The following is a 17,999-nucleotide window of genomic DNA, read 5'->3' as shown; positions in this document are numbered from 1 at the left end:
CGCGGGCGGGGATAATTGCGCGCCTGCGCAACGGTGCAGGCGTGGGGCAGACACTGACGTAGCAGCACCACTTCTTTGATACGGGTCAACGCATACCGAGTTGGTATCACTTAACCACGAATAGCTTTGGCTTGCCTTTACCGACCAAGTCCCTGCCGTACATCGTTGCAATGTCGGCTTCCGATATTCGCAGGAAGCGGGAGAAGTCAGCGAGGCTATAGCCGAGTTCTTCTGAATGCAGTCTGACAATCCGGGAGAATAGACTTGGCTTCTCTCTGTCGAATTCGGTCTCTTGTGGTTCGCTCGTTCGCCATCCGCGAACGGCCATCTGCTTCCAAAGGTACTCGGATTGGTTTCGGTTGAGCACACCAAGGTTGCTCGCTCGATAGAGCAGAAAGTTCATCGAAGTCTTCCAATACGCCTTCTGTCTCGCCAAGACCTCGAGAGTTACTCGCTGGCCTATCAGCTGCCGTCGAAAAGTTCGCTCGGGCACGAGGAGCTCGGCAGCGAATGCGTTGGCCTCATCTTCAATTGTATCGGTCGGCACGCGATGCATTATTGCGTGACCAAGCTCGTGCGCGAGAGAAAAGCGGAGGCGCCCTCCTGGTGAGTTCCTATTTAGAAAGATGCACGGAGGCAGGCCGCGGACGCGCATCGAAACACCATCGATCAGTGGGTCGAGTTCGCAGTGAACAACCAAAACGCCGGCGCGCTCGCATAACAGAGTCAGATTCGAAATAGGTCCGTCAGGAATAGTCCACGCTTGCCTGATCTTGCGAGCAATGGTTTCCGGGCCGCCACCTTCGTCAGGATCAATTTCGGGAAGCGGTGCTTCCGGGGCCAGGTCTACAGCATTCAACAGCCAGCGAATGTGCATTAGTCGAATGTTCAGCTCAGCATGTATGCTCCGTAACGCTCGCTCGCCGAGCGCAGCTCGCTTCCGGTTGAACGGGTGAACGCTTAGCGGCAAACCAGCCACTTCGCTATCAGCGAAGAAGTAAGTCGTCGAGAAGCCGAGTGCGTTCGCTATCCGGACAACATTATCTTGGCTCGGCCCCTCGGCGAGGAGGCCATTCTCGATCCGCGAATAGTGGCCCTGGTTGATGCCGCTCGCTTGAGCGACCTCACTTTGACTCATCCCGCGGTACTGCCTCGCAAGTAGCAACAAGGAGCTGTTGAACGTATCTGGCATCACGTGTCCTTGTTGTTCTTCTCTCGCTCCTCGCTGACGCCTTTTTTGAGCTTAGCAACACTCTCGGCGGTTTTTTCGCCGGCCTCCTGCGTGGAGGCGTCCAGCGGCAGAATCTCCACGTTGGCGGGAACGTCCTCAAGTTCAAACTGCCAGATCACCGAGTGCCCATCTCGTGCAACAATCCCAATCCAGTCGATCTCGGTTTCGAAGCGATTGAGGACGTAGACGATCTCGACTCGCTGCAAGGCTTCGTAGCCAAAGAGGTCAGCTTCCGGGACATGGAAAAGCTGGGCTAGCCGCGTAGGATAGTTTCGCGACTTGAGTTCCAGGTCTGCTTTCTTGACTCGCACAAGCACTCGGTCGTCGAAAATCAGCGAGACAGTGTCGTTGTGGGGGACAACGACTGCATCATCGGCCAGTGCGTCGATTGCATTCTTGACGGTGTGCTCCCAGACGATTGCGGCTCGCGTTCCTTTCCGGCGCCACCACCCCCGTTGTGGGTAGTCGGTCTGCAGTTCCGCCCATGCCTCCTGAATAGACATCTTCAAGGCCGCTCCACGGCCATTGCGGGCCAAAACTTTCTGGATCTCTACTTTGCTGGCTCGCATGGGTGCCTCGTCGGACGAATCGGCTTCCCGGCGATCCTACCTCATCTTTCCGGAGTCTGTCATCGAAATATGCGCCGCGCTATGCGCGGCGTACATTAGTCCCTTGTTTATCGGACCTTTTCTCATCCGGGACCGGTTCATGCTCAAAGGCCCCCCGGTTGAGCGCGGGATGGCAATTACCGATCAGCCGAAGGCCCCGAAGTGGTGCGAGATGCCGGTGCCGATCTCGCGGATGAGTTCGTACGCCTCTTCCATCGGCGTCAGGATCTCCGTCTCGACGCGCCCGTAGTCATCGATGCCGTGCGGCCGGTAGGTGGCCGGCTCCGTGTACTGCGTCTGATCGCCGGCTTCCTTGGCGCGCCGCGGGAAGGCCTCGCGCATTACGGCGACGACATCCGGCACGTCGAGCATCAGGGCCATCTCGAACAACTGGCGATGCGAGACGTCGCCGCGCGCCGAGAAGCGCGGCATCTGCGCGGCGAGGATGAACACGCGCATGATCAGGGCGAGGCGGATGGCCTGCAAAAGATCGAGCTCGAGACGCGTGTCATCGGGGATCTTGCCGCCCTCCAGGCCGATCTCCTCCAGCATGGTGTGCAGCTCCACCGCGTCGAGACGCAGATGGTGCACGAGACTGTTGATCTCGCCGTTGCGATCGTCGGACAGCAGCAGCGAGGCGAGCGAGCGGAAGGCCGGATCGAGGTTGGGCTCGCGCCCCCACGAGGCGCGCCAGGCCCAGAAGCCCGGGTCGAAGACGACGGCGTTGGCGCCCATGGCGTTGAGGCTGGACAATTGCTTGCCGCGCGCGATCATCTCCAGCAGCGGGCGCATGCGCTGCGAATTACGCGCCAGCTCGATGAAGCGCTCGCGCTCCGAGCCGACGGCAGCTCCGAGACCGGCGACGACGTTGGCGACGTAGCCGAACTGCTGCAGGATGGCGTTGTTGGGGATGGCGCGCATGCGCGACACGGCGCTGCGGTCGACGGCGCCGGTGGCATCCATCTGCCGCTTCACCGGCCGCGAGCCAGTCTTGAACAGGATGTTGGCGCCGAAGGCGCCGAGCACGGCGCGGTAGCCGGGATGCGCGAACAGGTGCTCCTGATAGGTGCGCAGGCGCGCAATGAAGTCGAGGCGCAGGTCGGTGTCCTCGTAGAACGGATCCTCGCCCTCGGCGGGGATCTCGCCGTCCATGACGACGGTTGCCAGTGCGCGCGTGGTCAGCCGCCGGTTGGCGAAGAACAGGTAGCCGTCGCCACCTTGGAAGCTCGTCTCGTGCTTGATCGGAATGGCGTGCCGCGCAAAGCGACGCCGCGACTCCTCGGAGAACAGGTAATTCAGGCGTGTGCGCATCTCGCCCGGGTGCGCGCCGCGGCCCATGGATTCGCCGTGGGTGGAGAAGATCAGCGTCTCGATGCCTTTGAGGTCGGCGCCGGCAATGGCGTCGGCGAGGCCGTGGTGCAGACGCTCGATGGCGAGCGTCGCAGCGATCTGCCCGACGAAGCGGCCGGCATCGGAAAAGCCCGTCTGCAAGGCCATTCGGCGGCGGCGGCGCACGTAGTTGACATACGCCTTCTCCTCCAAGAGCCGCTCGACGACGCGCGCGCCGGTTTCGAGGCCGAGCGGGGTCTCGAACAAGGGCGATACGTCGGTGATGTGATCGACGCCGAACAGCGTAGCAAAGAAGATCGCGATCAGCACCGTGGCCGGGGATTCCGTCTCGGCGATGAGGAAGCGGATCGGGGTCTCGCGGTCGACGTGCTTGTGGATCTGCGCGATGAGCGCAAACTGGCGGATGGCCGTCGCCGTCTCGAGGTCGAGCGATTCGAAATTGACCGATTCGCGCCGCGCCGTCTCGATCATGCCGACGATGCGCGCCAGCGCCTGGCTTTCCGACAGGTCGCGCGTCCACGGCTCGTGCACGAAGGCGCGGAAGGCGTTGTTGAGCTGCACGGCGTTGATGCGTACGTGGATGTGGGCGGTGCCGAGGCCGGTCGCCTCCATCAGCCCCGCGATGACCGCCACGCCCCGCTTGCCCTTGCCTTCGGGGAGCACGTCGATGAGCGCCCGCAGCACGCTGACGATCGGCTCGACGGTGGTGATGTTGTAGCCGTCCTGGCGTGTGATGATATTGGCCGCCTCGGCGAGCGGGGCATCGGTGGTCATCACCTTGCCGAGGGCCTCGATCTGCTCGTCGACCGCGGCGAGGGTGAGGTCGAGCTTGCCCGTCACTTGCCGCGACAGGCGTTGGGCCTCACCATCGGCCGGCAACTCGCTCTTCAAAGCGAGAAAGCGCTCGCGGATATCACCCAGCGAGGCGCGCTTTTCCTTGAGGCGCAGGATGAACGACTTGCGCCAGTCAATGTCGGTGCGGCCATCGAGGTCGTAGCCGACCCAGCAGGCGAAGGTCGCCAGTTTGGGGTGCAACGTATAAGCCTTGTCGCCGAAGCGATGCACGGCCGCCGAGAAGAAGCTGTCGAGCAGCTCGACGTAGGCGTTGCGCAGATTCTGGATGGCGTTCTGCGCGCGCCCGTGCTCGTAGGCGAGGTCGATATTGTCGTCGGGCCGGTGCGGCACGCCGATGCGTGTGTTGGGGTCAACCTCGTCGGCGACGGCGATCTCGACGATGCGTTTCGATAGCGCGTCGGAAAGGCCGAACGTGGGGTGCGCGGTCAGCACGATGCCGGTGCGGGCGCGCTCCCACCGTGCCTTGAAGGTCTCGAAATCGGCCGCGGCGGCGGCGCTCTCGACGAAATCGGCGAACTCCTTGTAGGTCGTGCCGCGGTCGACGAATCCGACGCGCTCGCGCAGATGTCGCGCGCGCTGCACGCCGGCGCGGTCCATCAGGCGCACGGCCAGCGCTTTCAGCTCGGCAAAGCTGATGTCGCCCGCTTCCAGCCGGCGCGACAAATCGAAAGCGAGATTGACGATGGGGTTGAGCGCCGGCGTGTCGGGGATCTGCGTGCGCAGCGCGCGGAGCTCGTCGCGCAACCGGAACTCGTCGAGCTTCCCGGAGGCGGTCGGCTGCACGTCTTTCTGCATCATGGTCTCCACGTCTCCGCAAGTGCTGCTGCCAGTGTCCTGATCGCGAAATTCGTCGCCTTGTGCCGCAAATGTAGAACGAATTTCGCGATCTGAAGGACACTGGCAAAATCAAAGTGCTAGTGTGATTCAGATCGAGAAGTCCGCTTCTTGAGCGAGCCGCAAATGATGAGGCGGACTTCTCGATCATCACACTAGCCCGCAGCAGTACGCCGAATCGTGAAGAGCTCGGGGTCGCCGGGGGGTGCGGGCCCGCCCGATGAGGGCGGGCCCCAAGCTCTTACGCGACTTTCTTCAACGAGCTGAGAACGCCGGCAACGGTCGAACCCATCTCGGAGGGCGTCGGCGCAATGGTGACGCCGCAGCCCTTAAGGATTTCGACCTTCTCCGGTGCCGACTCGCCGAAGGCCGAGATGATCGCACCGGCGTGGCCCATTCTGCGACCTTTCGGCGCCGAGAGACCGGCGATGTAGGCGACGACCGGCTTCTTCATGTGGTCGCGGGCGTACTGGCCACCCTCGGCCTCCTGCGGACCGCCGATCTCGCCGATCATCAGCACTGCGTCCGTGTCCGGATCGCGCTCGAAGTGCTCGAGGATGTCGCGGAACGAGGAGCCGTTGATCGGGTCGCCACCGATGCCGACCGAGGTCGACACGCCGATGCCGAGCGCCTTCAGCTGCGAGGCGGCCTCGTAGCCGAGCGTGCCGGAGCGGCCGATGATGCCGACGCGGCCCGGCAGGTAGATGTGCCCGGGCATGATGCCGAGCATTGCCTTGCCGGGAGAGATGGTGCCGGCGCAATTGGGGCCGGTGAGAACCATGCGGTTCTCCTTCTTGTAGCGGCGCATGTAGCGCTTGACGCGGATCATGTCCTGCGCGGGGATGCCGTCGGTGATGCACACGCAGTATTTGATGCCGGCGTCAGCCGCTTCCATGATCGCGTCGGCGGCGAACGGAGGCGGCACGAACACGATTGAGGCTTCGGCATTCGTCTCCTGCACGGCGCCCTTGACGGTGTTGAACACCGGACGCCCGAGGTGCGTGGTGCCGCCCTTGCCGGGGGTCACGCCGCCGACGACGTTGGTGCCGTAGTCGATCATCTCCTGGGCGTGGAAGGTGCCGATGCGCCCGGTGAAGCCCTGGATGAGGACCGGGGTGTTCTCGTTGATGAAAATGGCCATGTGAGCGATCTCCCTTAGTGAGCGGCGCTTTTTGCGGCAGCGACGGCTTTTTGCGCCGCTTCTGCCAGCGTTTCGGCGGTGATGACGGTCAGCCCGCTCTCGTCGAGAATGCGGCGCCCCTCTTCGACGTTGGTGCCGGCGAGCCGGACGACCACGGGAAGCTTGATCTGCAGGTCGTTGACGGCGTCGACGACGCCCTTGGCCACCCAGTCGCAGCGGTTGATGCCGGCGAAGACGTTGAGCAGCAGCGCCTTGACCTTCTTGTCCTTCAAGACGGCCTTGAACGACTTGGCGACACGCTCGGGGCTGGCACCGCCGCCGATGTCGAGGAAGTTGGCGGGCTCGCCGCCGGCCAGCTTGATCATGTCGAGCGTCGCCATGGCGAGGCCGGCGCCGTTGACCACGCAGCCGATGTCGCCGTCGAGACCGACGTAGGCGAGGCCGCGGTCGGAGGCGTAGGTCTCGCGCGGGTCTTCCTGGCTCTTGTCACGCAGCTCGGCGATGTGCGGGCGGCGGAACAGGGCGTTGTCGTCGAAGCTCATCTTGGCGTCGAGCGCGACGAGGTTCTTGTCCTTGGTGATGACCAGCGGATTGATCTCGACCATGGTGGCGTCGAGATCGCGGAAGGCGCGGTAGCAGGCGAGGATGGTGGGGACCAGCTTGTTGATGATCTCCGGGTCGACGCCGAGGCCGTAGGCGACCTCGCGCGCCTGGAACTGCTGCATGCCGACGGCCGGGTCGACCGTCACGCGGATGATGGTGTCGGGCTGCTTGGCCGAGATCTCCTCGATCTCCATGCCGCCGGCGGCCGAGGCAACGACCATGATGCGCTCGGTCGCGCGGTCCATGACCAGCGCCAGGTAGATCTCCTTGGCGATGTCGGTCGCCTCCTCGATGTAGAGGCGCGACACGAGCTTGCCGGCCGGGCCCGTCTGGTGTGTGGCCAGCTTCTTGCCGAGCAGGGCTTCGGCCGCGCGCTCGATCTCGGTGTCGCTGGAGCAGACCTTGATGCCTCCGGCCTTGCCGCGGGCGCCGGAGTGGATCTGCGCCTTGACGACCCACTTGTTGCCGCCGATCTCGGTGGCGCGATAGGTGGCCTGCTCGGGGCTGTAGGCGAGGCCGCCGCGGGGGATCGGCACGCCGAACTTCGAGAGAAGCTCTTTCGCCTGATACTCGTGGATATCCATTCTCTTGTTCCCTATGAGTCGATTGGTTAGGCGGCCTTGCGCGCAGCGGCGGAGGCCTTGATGGCGGCGGCGGTGGCGATGAGGTTCTTCGCCATCTTCTCGGAAGCGGCGTCGATCATCTTGCCGTCGAGCGAAGCGGCGCCCTTACCCTGCGCCTCGGCTTCCTTGAGCGCGGCGATGATGCGCTCGGCGCGCTCCACCTCCTTCGCCGTCGGCGAGAACACGTCGTTGGCGAGCTCGATCTGCGAGGGATGGATGGCCCACTTGCCCTCGATGCCGAGAGCAGCAGCGCGCTTGGCGCCGGCGGTGTAGCCGGCCGGGTCGGAGAAATCGCCGAACGGACCGTCGATCGGTCTGAGGCCGAAAGCGCGGCAGGCAACCGTCATGCGCGACAGGGCGAAGTGCCACTGGTCGCCCGGGTAGTCGGGGTTGAGACCACCGATGACGACCGTGCGCGCCTTGTTGAAGGCGGCGTAGTCAGCGACGCCGAAGTGCATGGCCTCGAGTCGGCTGTTGGCGGACGCAATCGATTCGACATTGGCCATGCCGAGCGGCGTCTCGATAAGTGCTTCCATGCCGATCTTGTTCGGCAGACCCTTCGCCACCTCGATCTGGCTGACGAAGCTTTCGATCGCATAGACGTCGGCATACGTGCCGACTTTGGGAATGAGAATGGTGTCGAGCTTGGCGCCGGCCTGCTCGACGATGTCGACGACGTCGCGGCAGCAGTAGTGCGTGTCGAGGCCGTTGATGCGTACCGACACGGTCTTGCCGGCGCCGCGCCAGTCGAGATCGTTGAGCGCCTGGATGATGTTCTTGCGCGCCTGCTCCTTGTCGGGCGGCGCAACGGCGTCCTCGCAGTCGAGGAACACATAGTCCGCGGCGCTGACGAGCGCCTTCTCGATCATGGTCGGGTTGGAGCCGGGGACGGCAAGCTCGCTGCGCTGCAGGCGAGACTTGCGGAGGGGGTAAAGGGTGTAGCTCATCTGGGTCGTTCCTCTCGAACGGCTTCTGATTGACTGCTTGCGGTTTGCCTTGGCCAACGGCTTCGGGCCGAACCGCCTCTTGTCGTCAAGGTATAGCGAAGCGGCGCCAAAGGAGCGGCGCCGCTTCTTGTCGAGATCAGCTCGCGAGCTTCAGCTTCGGCTCCGGACGGCTCGTTGCGGAGGCCTTGGTGGTGGCGCGGAAGTACTCGGCCGCGGCGCCGCTGCCGGAGCCCGGAACAACGTCGATGCCGCAATCGCGCATCGCCATCTCGGCGCCGAACAGCGCACCGCCGACCATGATCTCATCGAGCGCACCGAGGTGGCCGATGCGGAACACTCGGCCGGCGACCTTGTTGAGGCCGACGCCAAGCGAAAGGTTATAGCGATAGTAGGCGGTCTTCACGACCTGCGCACTGTCGACGCCCTCGGGGACGAGGATGGCGCTGACCGTGTCGGAGTGCCACTTCGGCTCCTTCGCGCACAGCTTCAGGCCCCACGCGGCGACCGCCTTGCGCACGCCCTCGGCGAGGCGGTTGTGGCGGGCGAAGACGTTGTCGAGGCCCTCGGCCAGCAAAAGGTCGAGCGAGGCGCGCAGGCCGCGCAGGAGCTGTGTCGCCGGCGTGTAGGGGAAGTAACCGAGGTCGTTGTTCTTGATCATGTCCTCGAACGAGAAGTAGCAGCGCTCCATCTTCGAGGACTTGTTGGCTTCGAGCGCCTTGTTGCTGACGGCGAGGATGCCGAGGCCGGTCGGCAGCATGAAGCCCTTCTGCGAGCCTGACACGCAGCAGTCGACGCCCCACTCCTCCATACGGAAATCGATACAGCCGACGCTGCTCACGCCGTCGACGAACAGCAGCGCGGGGTGCTTGGCGTCGTTGAGCGCCTTGCGCACGCCGGCGATGTCGGAGGTCACGCCGGTGGCGGTCTCGTTGTGGGTGGCGAAGACGGCCTTGATCTCGTGGTTCTTATCGGCGGCGAGGATTTCGGCGTACTTCTCGACCGGAACGCCCGTGCCCCACTCCTCGTCGAGCACCTGAACGTTCAGTCCGAGGCGCTGGGCCATGTCGACCCACAAGAGCGAGAACTGGCCGAAGCGGCTCATCAGGACCTTGTCGCCGCGGTTCAGCGTGTTGGAGATCGCCGACTCCCAGGCACCAGTGCCGGACGAGGGGAACAGGAACACGCGGCCGTTGGTGAGCTTGAATGCTTTCTTCGCGTCCTCGAACAGCGGCAGCGTGAACTTGGGGAACTCCGGCGAGCGCATGTCCTCCATGCGGATGTCCATCGCCGAGCGGACGGTTTCGGGAACGTTGGTGGGGCCGGGAATGAACAGATGCGTCGTAACGAGCATTAAGTGCTTCCTCCGAATTGCCGTCAGATCTCGCGTTTCTGCAGCGTGCGTACGCTCTGCGCTTATGCGCGGCCCGCCGTCGCGCCCGGCGACGGGTCCGCTGTCTGTTGCTTGCTGCTGGGCCGGAAGCATCCATTTACACTGATGCTTCCACAACACCCGATCGGGCAGCCGTTGGGCGCTATCGGGTAGTAGCTTCACTGTGCTTGTGGGTAGTCACTCCTACCCATCTCGCCAGACGTCACTGCCGACTGTTCGCCAGGCGGATGTCGCGCGCGTCGCCGCGTCCCAGCGTGGGGAAACATTAGCGGCTCAGACTCGCGGCGCAATGTGCAAAAGTGCGCGCCTGCATTGTGCAGCGCGGCATGGCGACAAGCGCGTCAGCGCTGATCCATCGTCGTCTGCATGTAGAGCGCGACCGCCATGGCACGGTTGGAGACGCCGAGCTTATCGTAGAGGTTCTTGAGGTGATACTTGACCGTATTGCGCGAGATGCCGATGCGCGATGCGATCTGCAAATTCGTCCAACCGTTGGCGAGTGCCGTGAGTAGCTCGCGCTCGCGCGAGGTGAGCTCGGCGAAGGGATCCGTCGTGAGCGCTTGCAGGTCGATGTAGGGCAGCGACATGCGTCCGCGCGCGACGGCGGCGATGCTGTCGACGAGCACCGACGGCTCGTCGCTCTTCGAGATGAAGCCCCAGGCGCCGAGCCGCACTGCTTGGCGCAGCACGTCCCTGCCCGGCTCACCGGTGTAGACGACGATGCGTGTTGGCAGATGACGCCGCTTCAGGGCCGACAGCACCTCGCCGCCGGTCATATCGGGCAGCGACCAGCCGATAATGCCGATGTCGGTCGGGTGCTGCTCGACCGCAGCGATGAACGCCGCGCCCGTGGCATGCGCTTCCAGCACCTCGAAGCGCCCGTCGCGGTTGATGAAATCGCGCAGCCCCGAGCGCACGACCGGGCTTTTATCCGCGATCATGACCCGGGGCCGAGCATCGCCCATCTTCGATAGGGAGTGAGATTCTGCCATTGCCCCATAGCTAGCAACGAACCTGAAGAAAACAGTCAAGAGCAGGCTTGGCGCGCAATGCTTGCGTCTACACCTTGCTGCAGCCCCGCGCGTGCGCGGTGTCGGCGCAATCGCGGTGCTCGACCTCGACCGTCGCGTGCACGACCCCGAACGCCTGCTTGAGCCGCGCCTTGATGGCAGCAGCAACTCGTTCCGGGGGTACGCTATCACAGGTCAACGCGTGCAGGGTCATGACGCGGCGGTTCTCGCTCAACGACCAAGCGTGCACGTGATGGATCGACTGCACGTCGGGGACCGTCGCCTCGAGGTCCTTCTGCACCTCGCGGACATCGAGGCCGCTCGGCGCTCCCTCCAGCAGGATGTGGCCGGCGTCCTTGGTGATCAGCCAGGCGCTGCGCAGGATGAGGAATGTGATCACGATCGACAGGATGGGATCGATCGGCGTCCACCCCGTCTGCAGGATGATGACCGCCGCGGCAATTGCCGCCACCGAGCCCAGGAGATCGCTCATCACGTGCAGCAGGGCGGCGCGGACGTTGAGGTTGGCGTCGCCGCCGTGGCGCAGGATCAGCAGCGTTGCGACGTTCACACAGAGTCCGACGGCGGCGATGACGAGCATGGTGCCGCCCAAAACTTCCACCGGCTGAAACATGCGCTCGATGGCCTCGTAGCAGATCATGGCCGAGATGAAGAACAGCGCCAGCCCGTTGCTGAAGGCGGCGAGCACCTCGAAGCGATCGAACCCGTAGGTGCGCTTCCAGTCGGCTGGGTGCCGGGCGAAGCGCACTGCCAACCACGCCAGCGCCAGCGCTGCCGCGTCGGTGAGCATGTGACCGGCGTCGGCCAGGAGCGCCAGCGACCCCGATATGATGCCGCCCGCGGCCTCGGCCAGCAGCGTCACGGTGGTGAGGATGGCGGCCAACAACAAGCGCCGCTCGTTCTGCGCGCCGCCGGCGCCCTGGTCGTGCGCGTGACCACGAGCATGCCCCTGATGTGACCCGTGACTGTGATCGTGTCCCATGCACCGTTCCTCGTCGGGTCACTATAGCATCGATTGCGGGGCAATTTGTCCGGCAGCAACCATGGTGAGGTTGGGGCAAAGAGATTGTGCACGCTGGCACGCCGATCAGCCCGCGGCCGCCGGGCCCGCCAAGCAGGAAGCGAGACGTTAAGTGTCCCCCAGCACGCGCGACAACTTGCGCTCGCTCGCCTCGGCGCTGAGGAGGAGCGGCGATCCGGGCAGCCGCAGCCACCCGCTGGCGGCGCTCGTGCTCGTTACCGCATCGATGGCACTGCTGGTCGGCATCGCTGCCGTCGCGCGCAGCGCGGCGCTGTCGGGTGTGCACCCGCTCGAGGTCGTGTTCTTCCGCAACTTCTTCTGCGTCGTGTGGATGCTGCCGCTGCTCGCACATCGCGGCTGGTCGCTGCTGCGCACCAGCCAGCCGCGGCTCTATGGCTACCGCGTCGCCGTCAGTTTCGTTTCGATGCTCACTTATTTTCAGGCGCTGGCGCTGCTCCCCATCGCCGAGGTCACGGCGATCAGCTTCCTGGCGCCGCTGTTCGGCACCCTGTTCGCGATCTTCCTGCTCGGCGAGCATGTGGGCGTGCAGCGCTGGACGGCGCTGCTGGTCGGATTTCTCGGCGCCATGATCATGCTGCGCCCCACCGGCTCGGTGTTCGGCTACGGCCAGATCGCGGCGCTCGTCTCGGCCATGACGATGGGGCTCATCGGTCCCTTGGTGAAGCAGCTGACGGCTGCCGACGACGCCGACCGCATCGTGTTCATCACCAATCTCGTGTTGACGCCAATATCGCTCGTCCCGGCGCTGTTCGTGTGGACGTGGCCGCCGCTCGAGGTCTGGCCGCTGCTCGTCCTTCTCGGCCTATTCGCGGTGCTCGGTCACATGACGCTGGTGCGCGGCTTCGCCGTCACCGACGCCTCGCTCGCCATGACGTTCAACTTCAGCCGCCTGCCGTTCTCGGTGCTGGTCGGCTACCTCGTCTTCGGTGAATTGATCGACGGGTGGACCTGGGTGGGGGCGATCGCGATCTTTGCCGCCGCGGCCTTCGTTACCCACCGCGAGACGAAGCTGGCGCGCCTCGCCGCTGCACGCGGCCGCAAGCAGGAGCCGCCCGCGACGGCCGCCCCGCTGACACTGCGCGATTAGCTGCCCATGCCGGCCCGGCGTTAACGGTCTCGCGTAGCTCTAGTGTGATGATCGAGAAATTCGCCATCATTGACGGCGAGGTTTCGAGCGAATTTCTCGATCTGAATCACACTAGCAAGTCTATGATTCTAGTGTCCCTTTTGATTCCGAAGTTCGCTCCTGATCCCGGCAGCGAGTTCTGGCGAACTTCGGAATCGGGACACTAGTGCGGCATTGGCGTCCGGCGAGAAGTCGCCACTTGCGCGCCGCGTTCGAACCGACAATATCGGCGCGCGGGAATTCAGCCGGTTCCGGTGGTGCGGTCCATCGGGGGGCCAATAAGAGAGCGCTTTTGGGAGGAACGAGACCGTGACCGTCAAGTCCGACATTGAAATCGCCCGCGCGGCGACGATGAAGCCGATCGCCGAGGTGGCCGCCAAGGTGGGCATTCCGGCCGCAGAGCTCGTTCCCTACGGCAACACCAAGGCCAAGGTCACTTTCAAGTACATCGACAGCCTGAAGGACGCCAAGGACGGCAAGCTGATCCTGGTCACGGCCGTTACTCCGACGCCTGCCGGCGAGGGCAAGACGACGACGACGGTCGGCCTCGGCGATGCTCTCAACCGTCTCGGCAAGAAGGCGATGATGTGCCTGCGCGAGCCCTCGCTCGGCCCGTGCTTCGGCGTCAAGGGTGGCGCCGCGGGCGGCGGCTACGCCCAGGTGGTACCCATGGAGGACATCAACCTCCATTTCACCGGCGACTTCCACGCCATCACGTCGGCGCACAATCTGCTCTCGGCGATGATCGACAACCATATCTACTGGGGCAACAGCCTCGGTTTCGATACGCGCCGCGTCGGCTGGCGCCGCGTGCTCGACATGAACGACCGCGCGCTGCGCGCCATCGTCAACTCGCTGGGCGGCGTCTCCAACGGCTTCCCCCGCCAGGACGGTTTCGACATCACGGTCGCCTCCGAGGTGATGGCCATCCTTTGCCTGTCGCTTGATCTCAAGGATCTGGAGCGTCGGCTCGGCAACATCATCATCGGCTACACGCGCGACAAGACGCCGATCCGCGCCCGCGAGCTGAAGGCCGATGGCGCCATGACCGTGCTGTTGAAAGACGCGCTGATGCCCAACCTGGTGCAGACGCTGGAGAACAATCCCGTGTTCATTCACGGCGGTCCGTTCGCCAACATCGCGCACGGCTGCAACTCGGTGCTGGCGACCAAGTCGGCGCTGAAGCTCGCCGACTACGTCGTCACCGAAGCCGGCTTCGGCGCCGACCTCGGCGCCGAGAAATTCTTCGACATCAAGTGCCGCAAGGCGGGGCTGACGCCGGCCGCGGCGGTGGTCGTCGCCACCATCCGCGCGCTCAAGATGCACGGCGGGGTCTCCAAGGAGAACCTCAAGAACGAGAACGTGCTGGCAGTGAACAAGGGGTGCGAGAATCTCAAGCAGCACCTCGAGAACATGGTGAAGTTCGGCGTGCCGGTGGCGGTCGCCATCAACCGCTTCGTCACCGATACCGACGCCGAGATGCAGGAGGTGATGAAGGCTGCCGAGAGCCTCGGCGCGCGCGCCTTCGTCTGCACACACTGGGCCGATGGCGGCGCCGGCGCCGAAGCGCTGGCGCGTCACATGGTCGAGCTCGCCGACGGTGGGCGCTCGGCCTTCAGGCCGCTCTATCCGGACGACATGCCGTTGCGCGACAAGGTCAAGACCATCGCCACGGAGATCTATCGCGCCTCGGATATCGCCTGCGACGCGTCCGTCGAAACAGCGTTCAAGGATCTCGAGGCCGGCGGCTTCGGCAAGCTGCCCGTGTGCATGGCGAAGACACAGTATTCGTTCTCCACCGATCCCAACCGACGCGGCGCTCCCGTCGGGCACGTGGTGCCGGTGCGCGAATTGCGCCTTTCCGCCGGCGCCGAGTTCGTTGTCGTCATCACCGGCGAGATCATGACCATGCCGGGGCTGCCCCGCGTTCCGGCGGCCGAGGCGATCCGGCTCAATGCCGATGGTCAGATCGAGGGACTGTTCTGACGGGCGGGGCCTAAACCGCCCCGTTCCGTTTGCCGATTCTCAAGGCAAATGCACGCACATAAGGCAGCGTTCTATGTACGATTTGCTGCCACTTCTCGCAGTTTGCGGGCATGATGCGGGCTAGTGTCCCTAATGGTTCCGAAGTTCGCTCCCGCCCAAGTAGCGAGCACCGGCGAACTTGGGAACCGGGACACTAGAACCATATGCTTCTAGTGTGATTCAGATCGAGAAATTCGCTCGATACCTCGCCGCTGACGATGGCGAATTTCTCGATCATCACACTAGCTTGGCAATCGGGGCGGAAGTTGCGGCAGGAACAGACGTTGATCAAAGCCGAAGCGGTAACGCGCAAGGCTTTTGATGAAATGAACGGCGCCGGCGACGGTGTGCGCACACCTTATCAGGCCGTGTCCGAATGGCTCGGCACGCAGCGCCTCGATGACCTGAAGCAAAAGCTGCTCGAGGCGGAGACGATGTTCCGCCGCACCGGCATCACCTTCGCCGTCTATGGCAGCGAGGAAGCCGCCGAGCGGCTGATCCCGTTCGACATCATCCCGCGCATCATCTCGGCGGCCGAGTGGCGGCGACTGACCGCCGGCATCGAGCAGCGCGTGCGCGCGCTCAACGCCTTCATGTACGACATCTATCACCGGCAGGAGATCATCAAGGCGGGGAAGGTCCCGGAGGAGCTTATCGTCGCCAACTCGGCGTTCGTGCCGGAGATGATGGGCGTCGAGCCGCCGCTCGGCATCTACAGCCACATCATCGGCATCGACATCGTGCGCACCAGCGAGAACGACTTCTTCGTGCTGGAAGACAACACGCGCACACCCTCGGGCGTCTCCTACATGCTCGAGAACCGCGAGACGATGATGCACATGTTCCCCGACCTGTTCGCGAAGAATCGCGTGGCGCCGGTCGAGAACTATCCTGAGCATCTGTTGAAGACGCTGGAGAGCGTCGCCCCGCGCGGACTCGAAGGCGAGCCGACCATCGCCCTGCTGACGCCCGGCCAGTACAACAGCGCCTACTTCGAGCACTCTTTCCTCGCCGACCAGATGGGCGTCGAGCTGGTCGAGGGCCACGATCTTCAGGTCATGGACGGCTACCTGCAGATGAAGACGACGCAGGGCCCGCGCCGGATCGACGTGATCTACCGGCGCATCGACGATGACTTCCTGGACCCGCTGGTGTTCCGGCCGGATTCGGTGCTCGGCGTGCCCGGCCTCTTTGACCTTTACCGCTCCGGGCGCGTCACCATCGTCAACGCGCCCGGCGGTGGTATCGCCGACGACAAGGCGATCTACAGCTACATCCCGGAGATCATCAGGTTCTACACGGGGCGCGCGCCGATCCTGCAGAACGTGCCCACCTACAACTGCCGCAAGCCCGACGATCTGAAGTACGTACTGGAGCACCTGCCGGAGCTGGTGGTGAAGGAGGTGCACGGCTCGGGCGGCTACGGCATGCTGGTCGGCCCGACCGCATCGAGCGCCGAGATCGAGGCTTTCCGGCGCAAGCTCGAGGCCAACCCCAGCAACTATATCGCGCAGCCGACGCTGTCGCTGTCGACCTGCCCGACGCTGGTCGAAGCCGGGGTGGCACCGCGCCATCTCGACCTGCGTCCGTTCGTATTGTTCGGCGACGAGGTGCGGCTCACGGCCGGTGGCCTGACCCGCGTCGCGCTACGGGCCGGCTCACTCGTCGTCAACTCGAGCCAGGGCGGCGGCACGAAGGACACCTGGGTTCTGCAGGACTAGCGATGAGGTTCCAGGTTTCAGGGATTAGGTTTCAACGTGCCTCGCAGGCGCCCGAGCAGCGCATTCAGCATTCGCCCTGTCTCGGCACAGAGTTCCAGCGAGGCCCGCACTTGTTCATCTCTGAGCAGCTCGACGTCCACCAGCAGGAGGAGGATTGTCTCTGTCTCCGCGAGCGAGCCACGCGCAATGGAGATGAAATTGGCATAGTCCTTTCGGGTTCCTCGGGAATGCCCTTCGGCGATATTGGCTGGCACCGAAGCTGCCGCGCGCAGAAGTTGGCCTGTCAGGCGGTACTCCTCAGCCCTCGGCAAGAGCCCTGCAAGGCGATACGATTCCGCAGCAAGGCGCATCGCCTTCTGCCACACCAACAAATCCCGATACGATTGAATACTCAAAGCCAGCCCCCTGAAACCTGGCCCCTGGCCCCTGAAACCAGATATCTAGCATGCTAGGACGGACGGCCAACGACCTTTATTGGCTCGCGCGCTACGTGGAGCGCGCCGAGAATATGGCGCGGCTAACCGAGGTCGGCTACCGCATCGTGCTGTTGCCGCGCGACGGCGACGGCACGCACGAGGAGTGGCGCTCGACGCTCGCCAGCGCCGGGTGCGCGCAAGGTTATTTCTCGAAGTTCGAAACGCTCACTACGCGCGACGTGATCAACTATCTGTTGTTCGACTTCTCCAACCCATCGAGCGTCAAGTCATGCCTCGCCGCGGCGCGGCGCAATGGGCGAGCTCAGCGCACCTCGCTGACGCGCGACATGTGGGAAAGCCTCAACTCCGCGTGGATCGAGTTTTCGAATATCAATCCTTCGAGCGTCACGGCGGGCGAGCTGCCGCGCATCCTCGACTGGGTGCGCTCACGCTCGGCGCTCTATCGCGGCGCCTTGCTGAACACGATCCTGAGGAACGATACGTTCTTCTTCAGCCAGCTCGGCACGTTCCTGGAGCGCGCCGACAACACGGCGCGCATCCTCGACGTGAAATATTACGTGCTGCTGCCGCAGATCGAGATGGTGGGCGGCGGTGTGGACAACGTGCAATGGGGCGCCATCCTGCGCTCGGTATCGGCGCACCGCAGCTATCGCTGGGTGTACAAGGAGAACTACCGCCCTTGGCGCATTGCCGAGTACCTCATCCTCAACCAGGCCATGCCCCGCTCGCTGCGCTCCTGCTACGACGAGATCAACACCTCTCTCGACGATCTCGCCGAGCTCTACGGCGCCAAAGCGATATGCCACGAGACCGCGTCGGCGACGCGCCGGCTGCTCGCCCAGGGCGATATCGACGACATCTTCCAATCGGGATTGCACGAGTTCATCGAGGACTTCATCGTGCGCAACAACCGGCTGGGAAATGAGGTCGCCGAGGCTTACCACTTCAATGGCTAGCAAGGGTCACGGGGCCAGTGTGGTGATCGAGAAATTCGCATACATGAGGGGCTGGGTATCGAGCGAATTTCTCGATGTG

The 17,999-nt window shown here is 64.0% G+C and carries 14 protein-coding genes; 4 read left to right on the top strand and 10 right to left on the bottom strand.

Going from position 1 to position 17,999, the window contains the following annotated elements; all coding sequences use genetic code 11:
* Positions 1-106 precede the first annotated feature (106 nt).
* From F9K20_RS00150 to F9K20_RS00110, 9 genes are all read right to left on the bottom strand, one after another.
* Complete coding sequence (locus F9K20_RS00150) at positions 107-1,192, bottom strand: XRE family transcriptional regulator (RefSeq protein ID WP_290996772.1); 1,086 nt, start codon at positions 1,190-1,192, stop codon at positions 107-109.
* Positions 1,192-1,800, bottom strand: coding sequence for a hypothetical protein (locus tag F9K20_RS00145; protein ID WP_290996771.1), 609 nt, complete (start codon positions 1,798-1,800; stop codon positions 1,192-1,194). Before F9K20_RS00145 ends, F9K20_RS00150 begins: the two co-directional genes overlap by 1 nt.
* A 183-nt stretch (positions 1,801-1,983) precedes the next feature.
* A complete protein-coding gene (locus tag F9K20_RS00140) occupies positions 1,984-4,842 on the bottom strand; it encodes a phosphoenolpyruvate carboxylase (protein WP_290996770.1) in 2,859 nt (952 codons plus the stop codon).
* A 277-nt stretch (positions 4,843-5,119) separates the two neighbouring features.
* A complete protein-coding gene (gene sucD, locus F9K20_RS00135; protein ID WP_290996769.1) occupies positions 5,120-6,019 on the bottom strand; it encodes a succinate--CoA ligase subunit alpha in 900 nt (299 codons plus the stop codon).
* Between the two features lie 14 nt (positions 6,020-6,033).
* On the bottom strand, positions 6,034-7,206 hold the full coding sequence (locus F9K20_RS00130; RefSeq protein WP_290996768.1) for a malate--CoA ligase subunit beta: 1,173 nt from the start codon (positions 7,204-7,206) through the stop codon (positions 6,034-6,036).
* 26 nt (positions 7,207-7,232) lie between these two features.
* Entirely contained in the window at positions 7,233-8,192 is a 960-nt protein-coding gene (locus F9K20_RS00125) for a CoA ester lyase (protein ID WP_290996767.1), read from the bottom strand.
* A 136-nt stretch (positions 8,193-8,328) separates the two neighbouring features.
* Positions 8,329-9,543 (bottom strand): aminotransferase class V-fold PLP-dependent enzyme, encoded by a 1,215-nt coding sequence (locus F9K20_RS00120; protein WP_290996766.1) that lies wholly within the window; start codon positions 9,541-9,543, stop codon positions 8,329-8,331.
* A gap of 380 nt (positions 9,544-9,923) precedes the next feature.
* Positions 9,924-10,523: a response regulator transcription factor gene (locus F9K20_RS00115; RefSeq protein ID WP_290996765.1), complete on the bottom strand. Its 600-nt coding sequence runs from the start codon at positions 10,521-10,523 to the stop codon at positions 9,924-9,926.
* Positions 10,524-10,641: 118 nt separating this feature from the next.
* Positions 10,642-11,595 (bottom strand): cation diffusion facilitator family transporter, encoded by a 954-nt coding sequence (locus tag F9K20_RS00110; protein ID WP_290996764.1) that lies wholly within the window; start codon positions 11,593-11,595, stop codon positions 10,642-10,644.
* A 151-nt stretch (positions 11,596-11,746) separates the two neighbouring features.
* Here F9K20_RS00110 and F9K20_RS00105 point away from each other — a divergent pair, with 151 nt between their 5' ends.
* From F9K20_RS00105 to F9K20_RS00095, 3 genes are all read left to right on the top strand, one after another.
* Positions 11,747-12,742, top strand: a complete 996-nt coding sequence (locus tag F9K20_RS00105; RefSeq protein WP_290996763.1) for a DMT family transporter — start codon at positions 11,747-11,749, stop codon at positions 12,740-12,742.
* Positions 12,743-13,090: 348 nt separating this feature from the next.
* Positions 13,091-14,767 (top strand): formate--tetrahydrofolate ligase, encoded by a 1,677-nt coding sequence (locus tag F9K20_RS00100; RefSeq protein ID WP_290996762.1) that lies wholly within the window; start codon positions 13,091-13,093, stop codon positions 14,765-14,767.
* 365 nt (positions 14,768-15,132) lie between these two features.
* Positions 15,133-16,527 carry a circularly permuted type 2 ATP-grasp protein gene (locus F9K20_RS00095; RefSeq protein ID WP_290997116.1) on the top strand — a complete coding sequence of 465 codons (1,395 nt, stop codon included), beginning with the start codon at positions 15,133-15,135 and terminating at the stop codon, positions 16,525-16,527.
* A 17-nt stretch (positions 16,528-16,544) separates the two neighbouring features.
* Here the strand turns inward: F9K20_RS00095 and F9K20_RS00090 are convergent, their stop codons facing one another.
* The gene (locus tag F9K20_RS00090) at positions 16,545-16,922 is read right to left on the bottom strand and encodes a four helix bundle protein (RefSeq protein ID WP_290996761.1); all 378 of its coding nucleotides are present in this window, start codon (positions 16,920-16,922) and stop codon (positions 16,545-16,547) included.
* A gap of 50 nt (positions 16,923-16,972) precedes the next feature.
* Between F9K20_RS00090 and F9K20_RS00085 the strand changes: the two genes are divergently transcribed.
* Entirely contained in the window at positions 16,973-17,920 is a 948-nt protein-coding gene (locus F9K20_RS00085; RefSeq protein WP_290996760.1) for an alpha-E domain-containing protein, read from the top strand.
* Positions 17,921-17,999 lie beyond the last annotated feature (79 nt).

Source organism: Hyphomicrobium sp., assembly GCF_009026145.1.
Taxonomy (GTDB): Bacteria; Pseudomonadota; Alphaproteobacteria; order Rhizobiales; family Hyphomicrobiaceae; genus Hyphomicrobium_A.
This window is presented reverse-complemented; position numbering and strand designations above follow the sequence as displayed.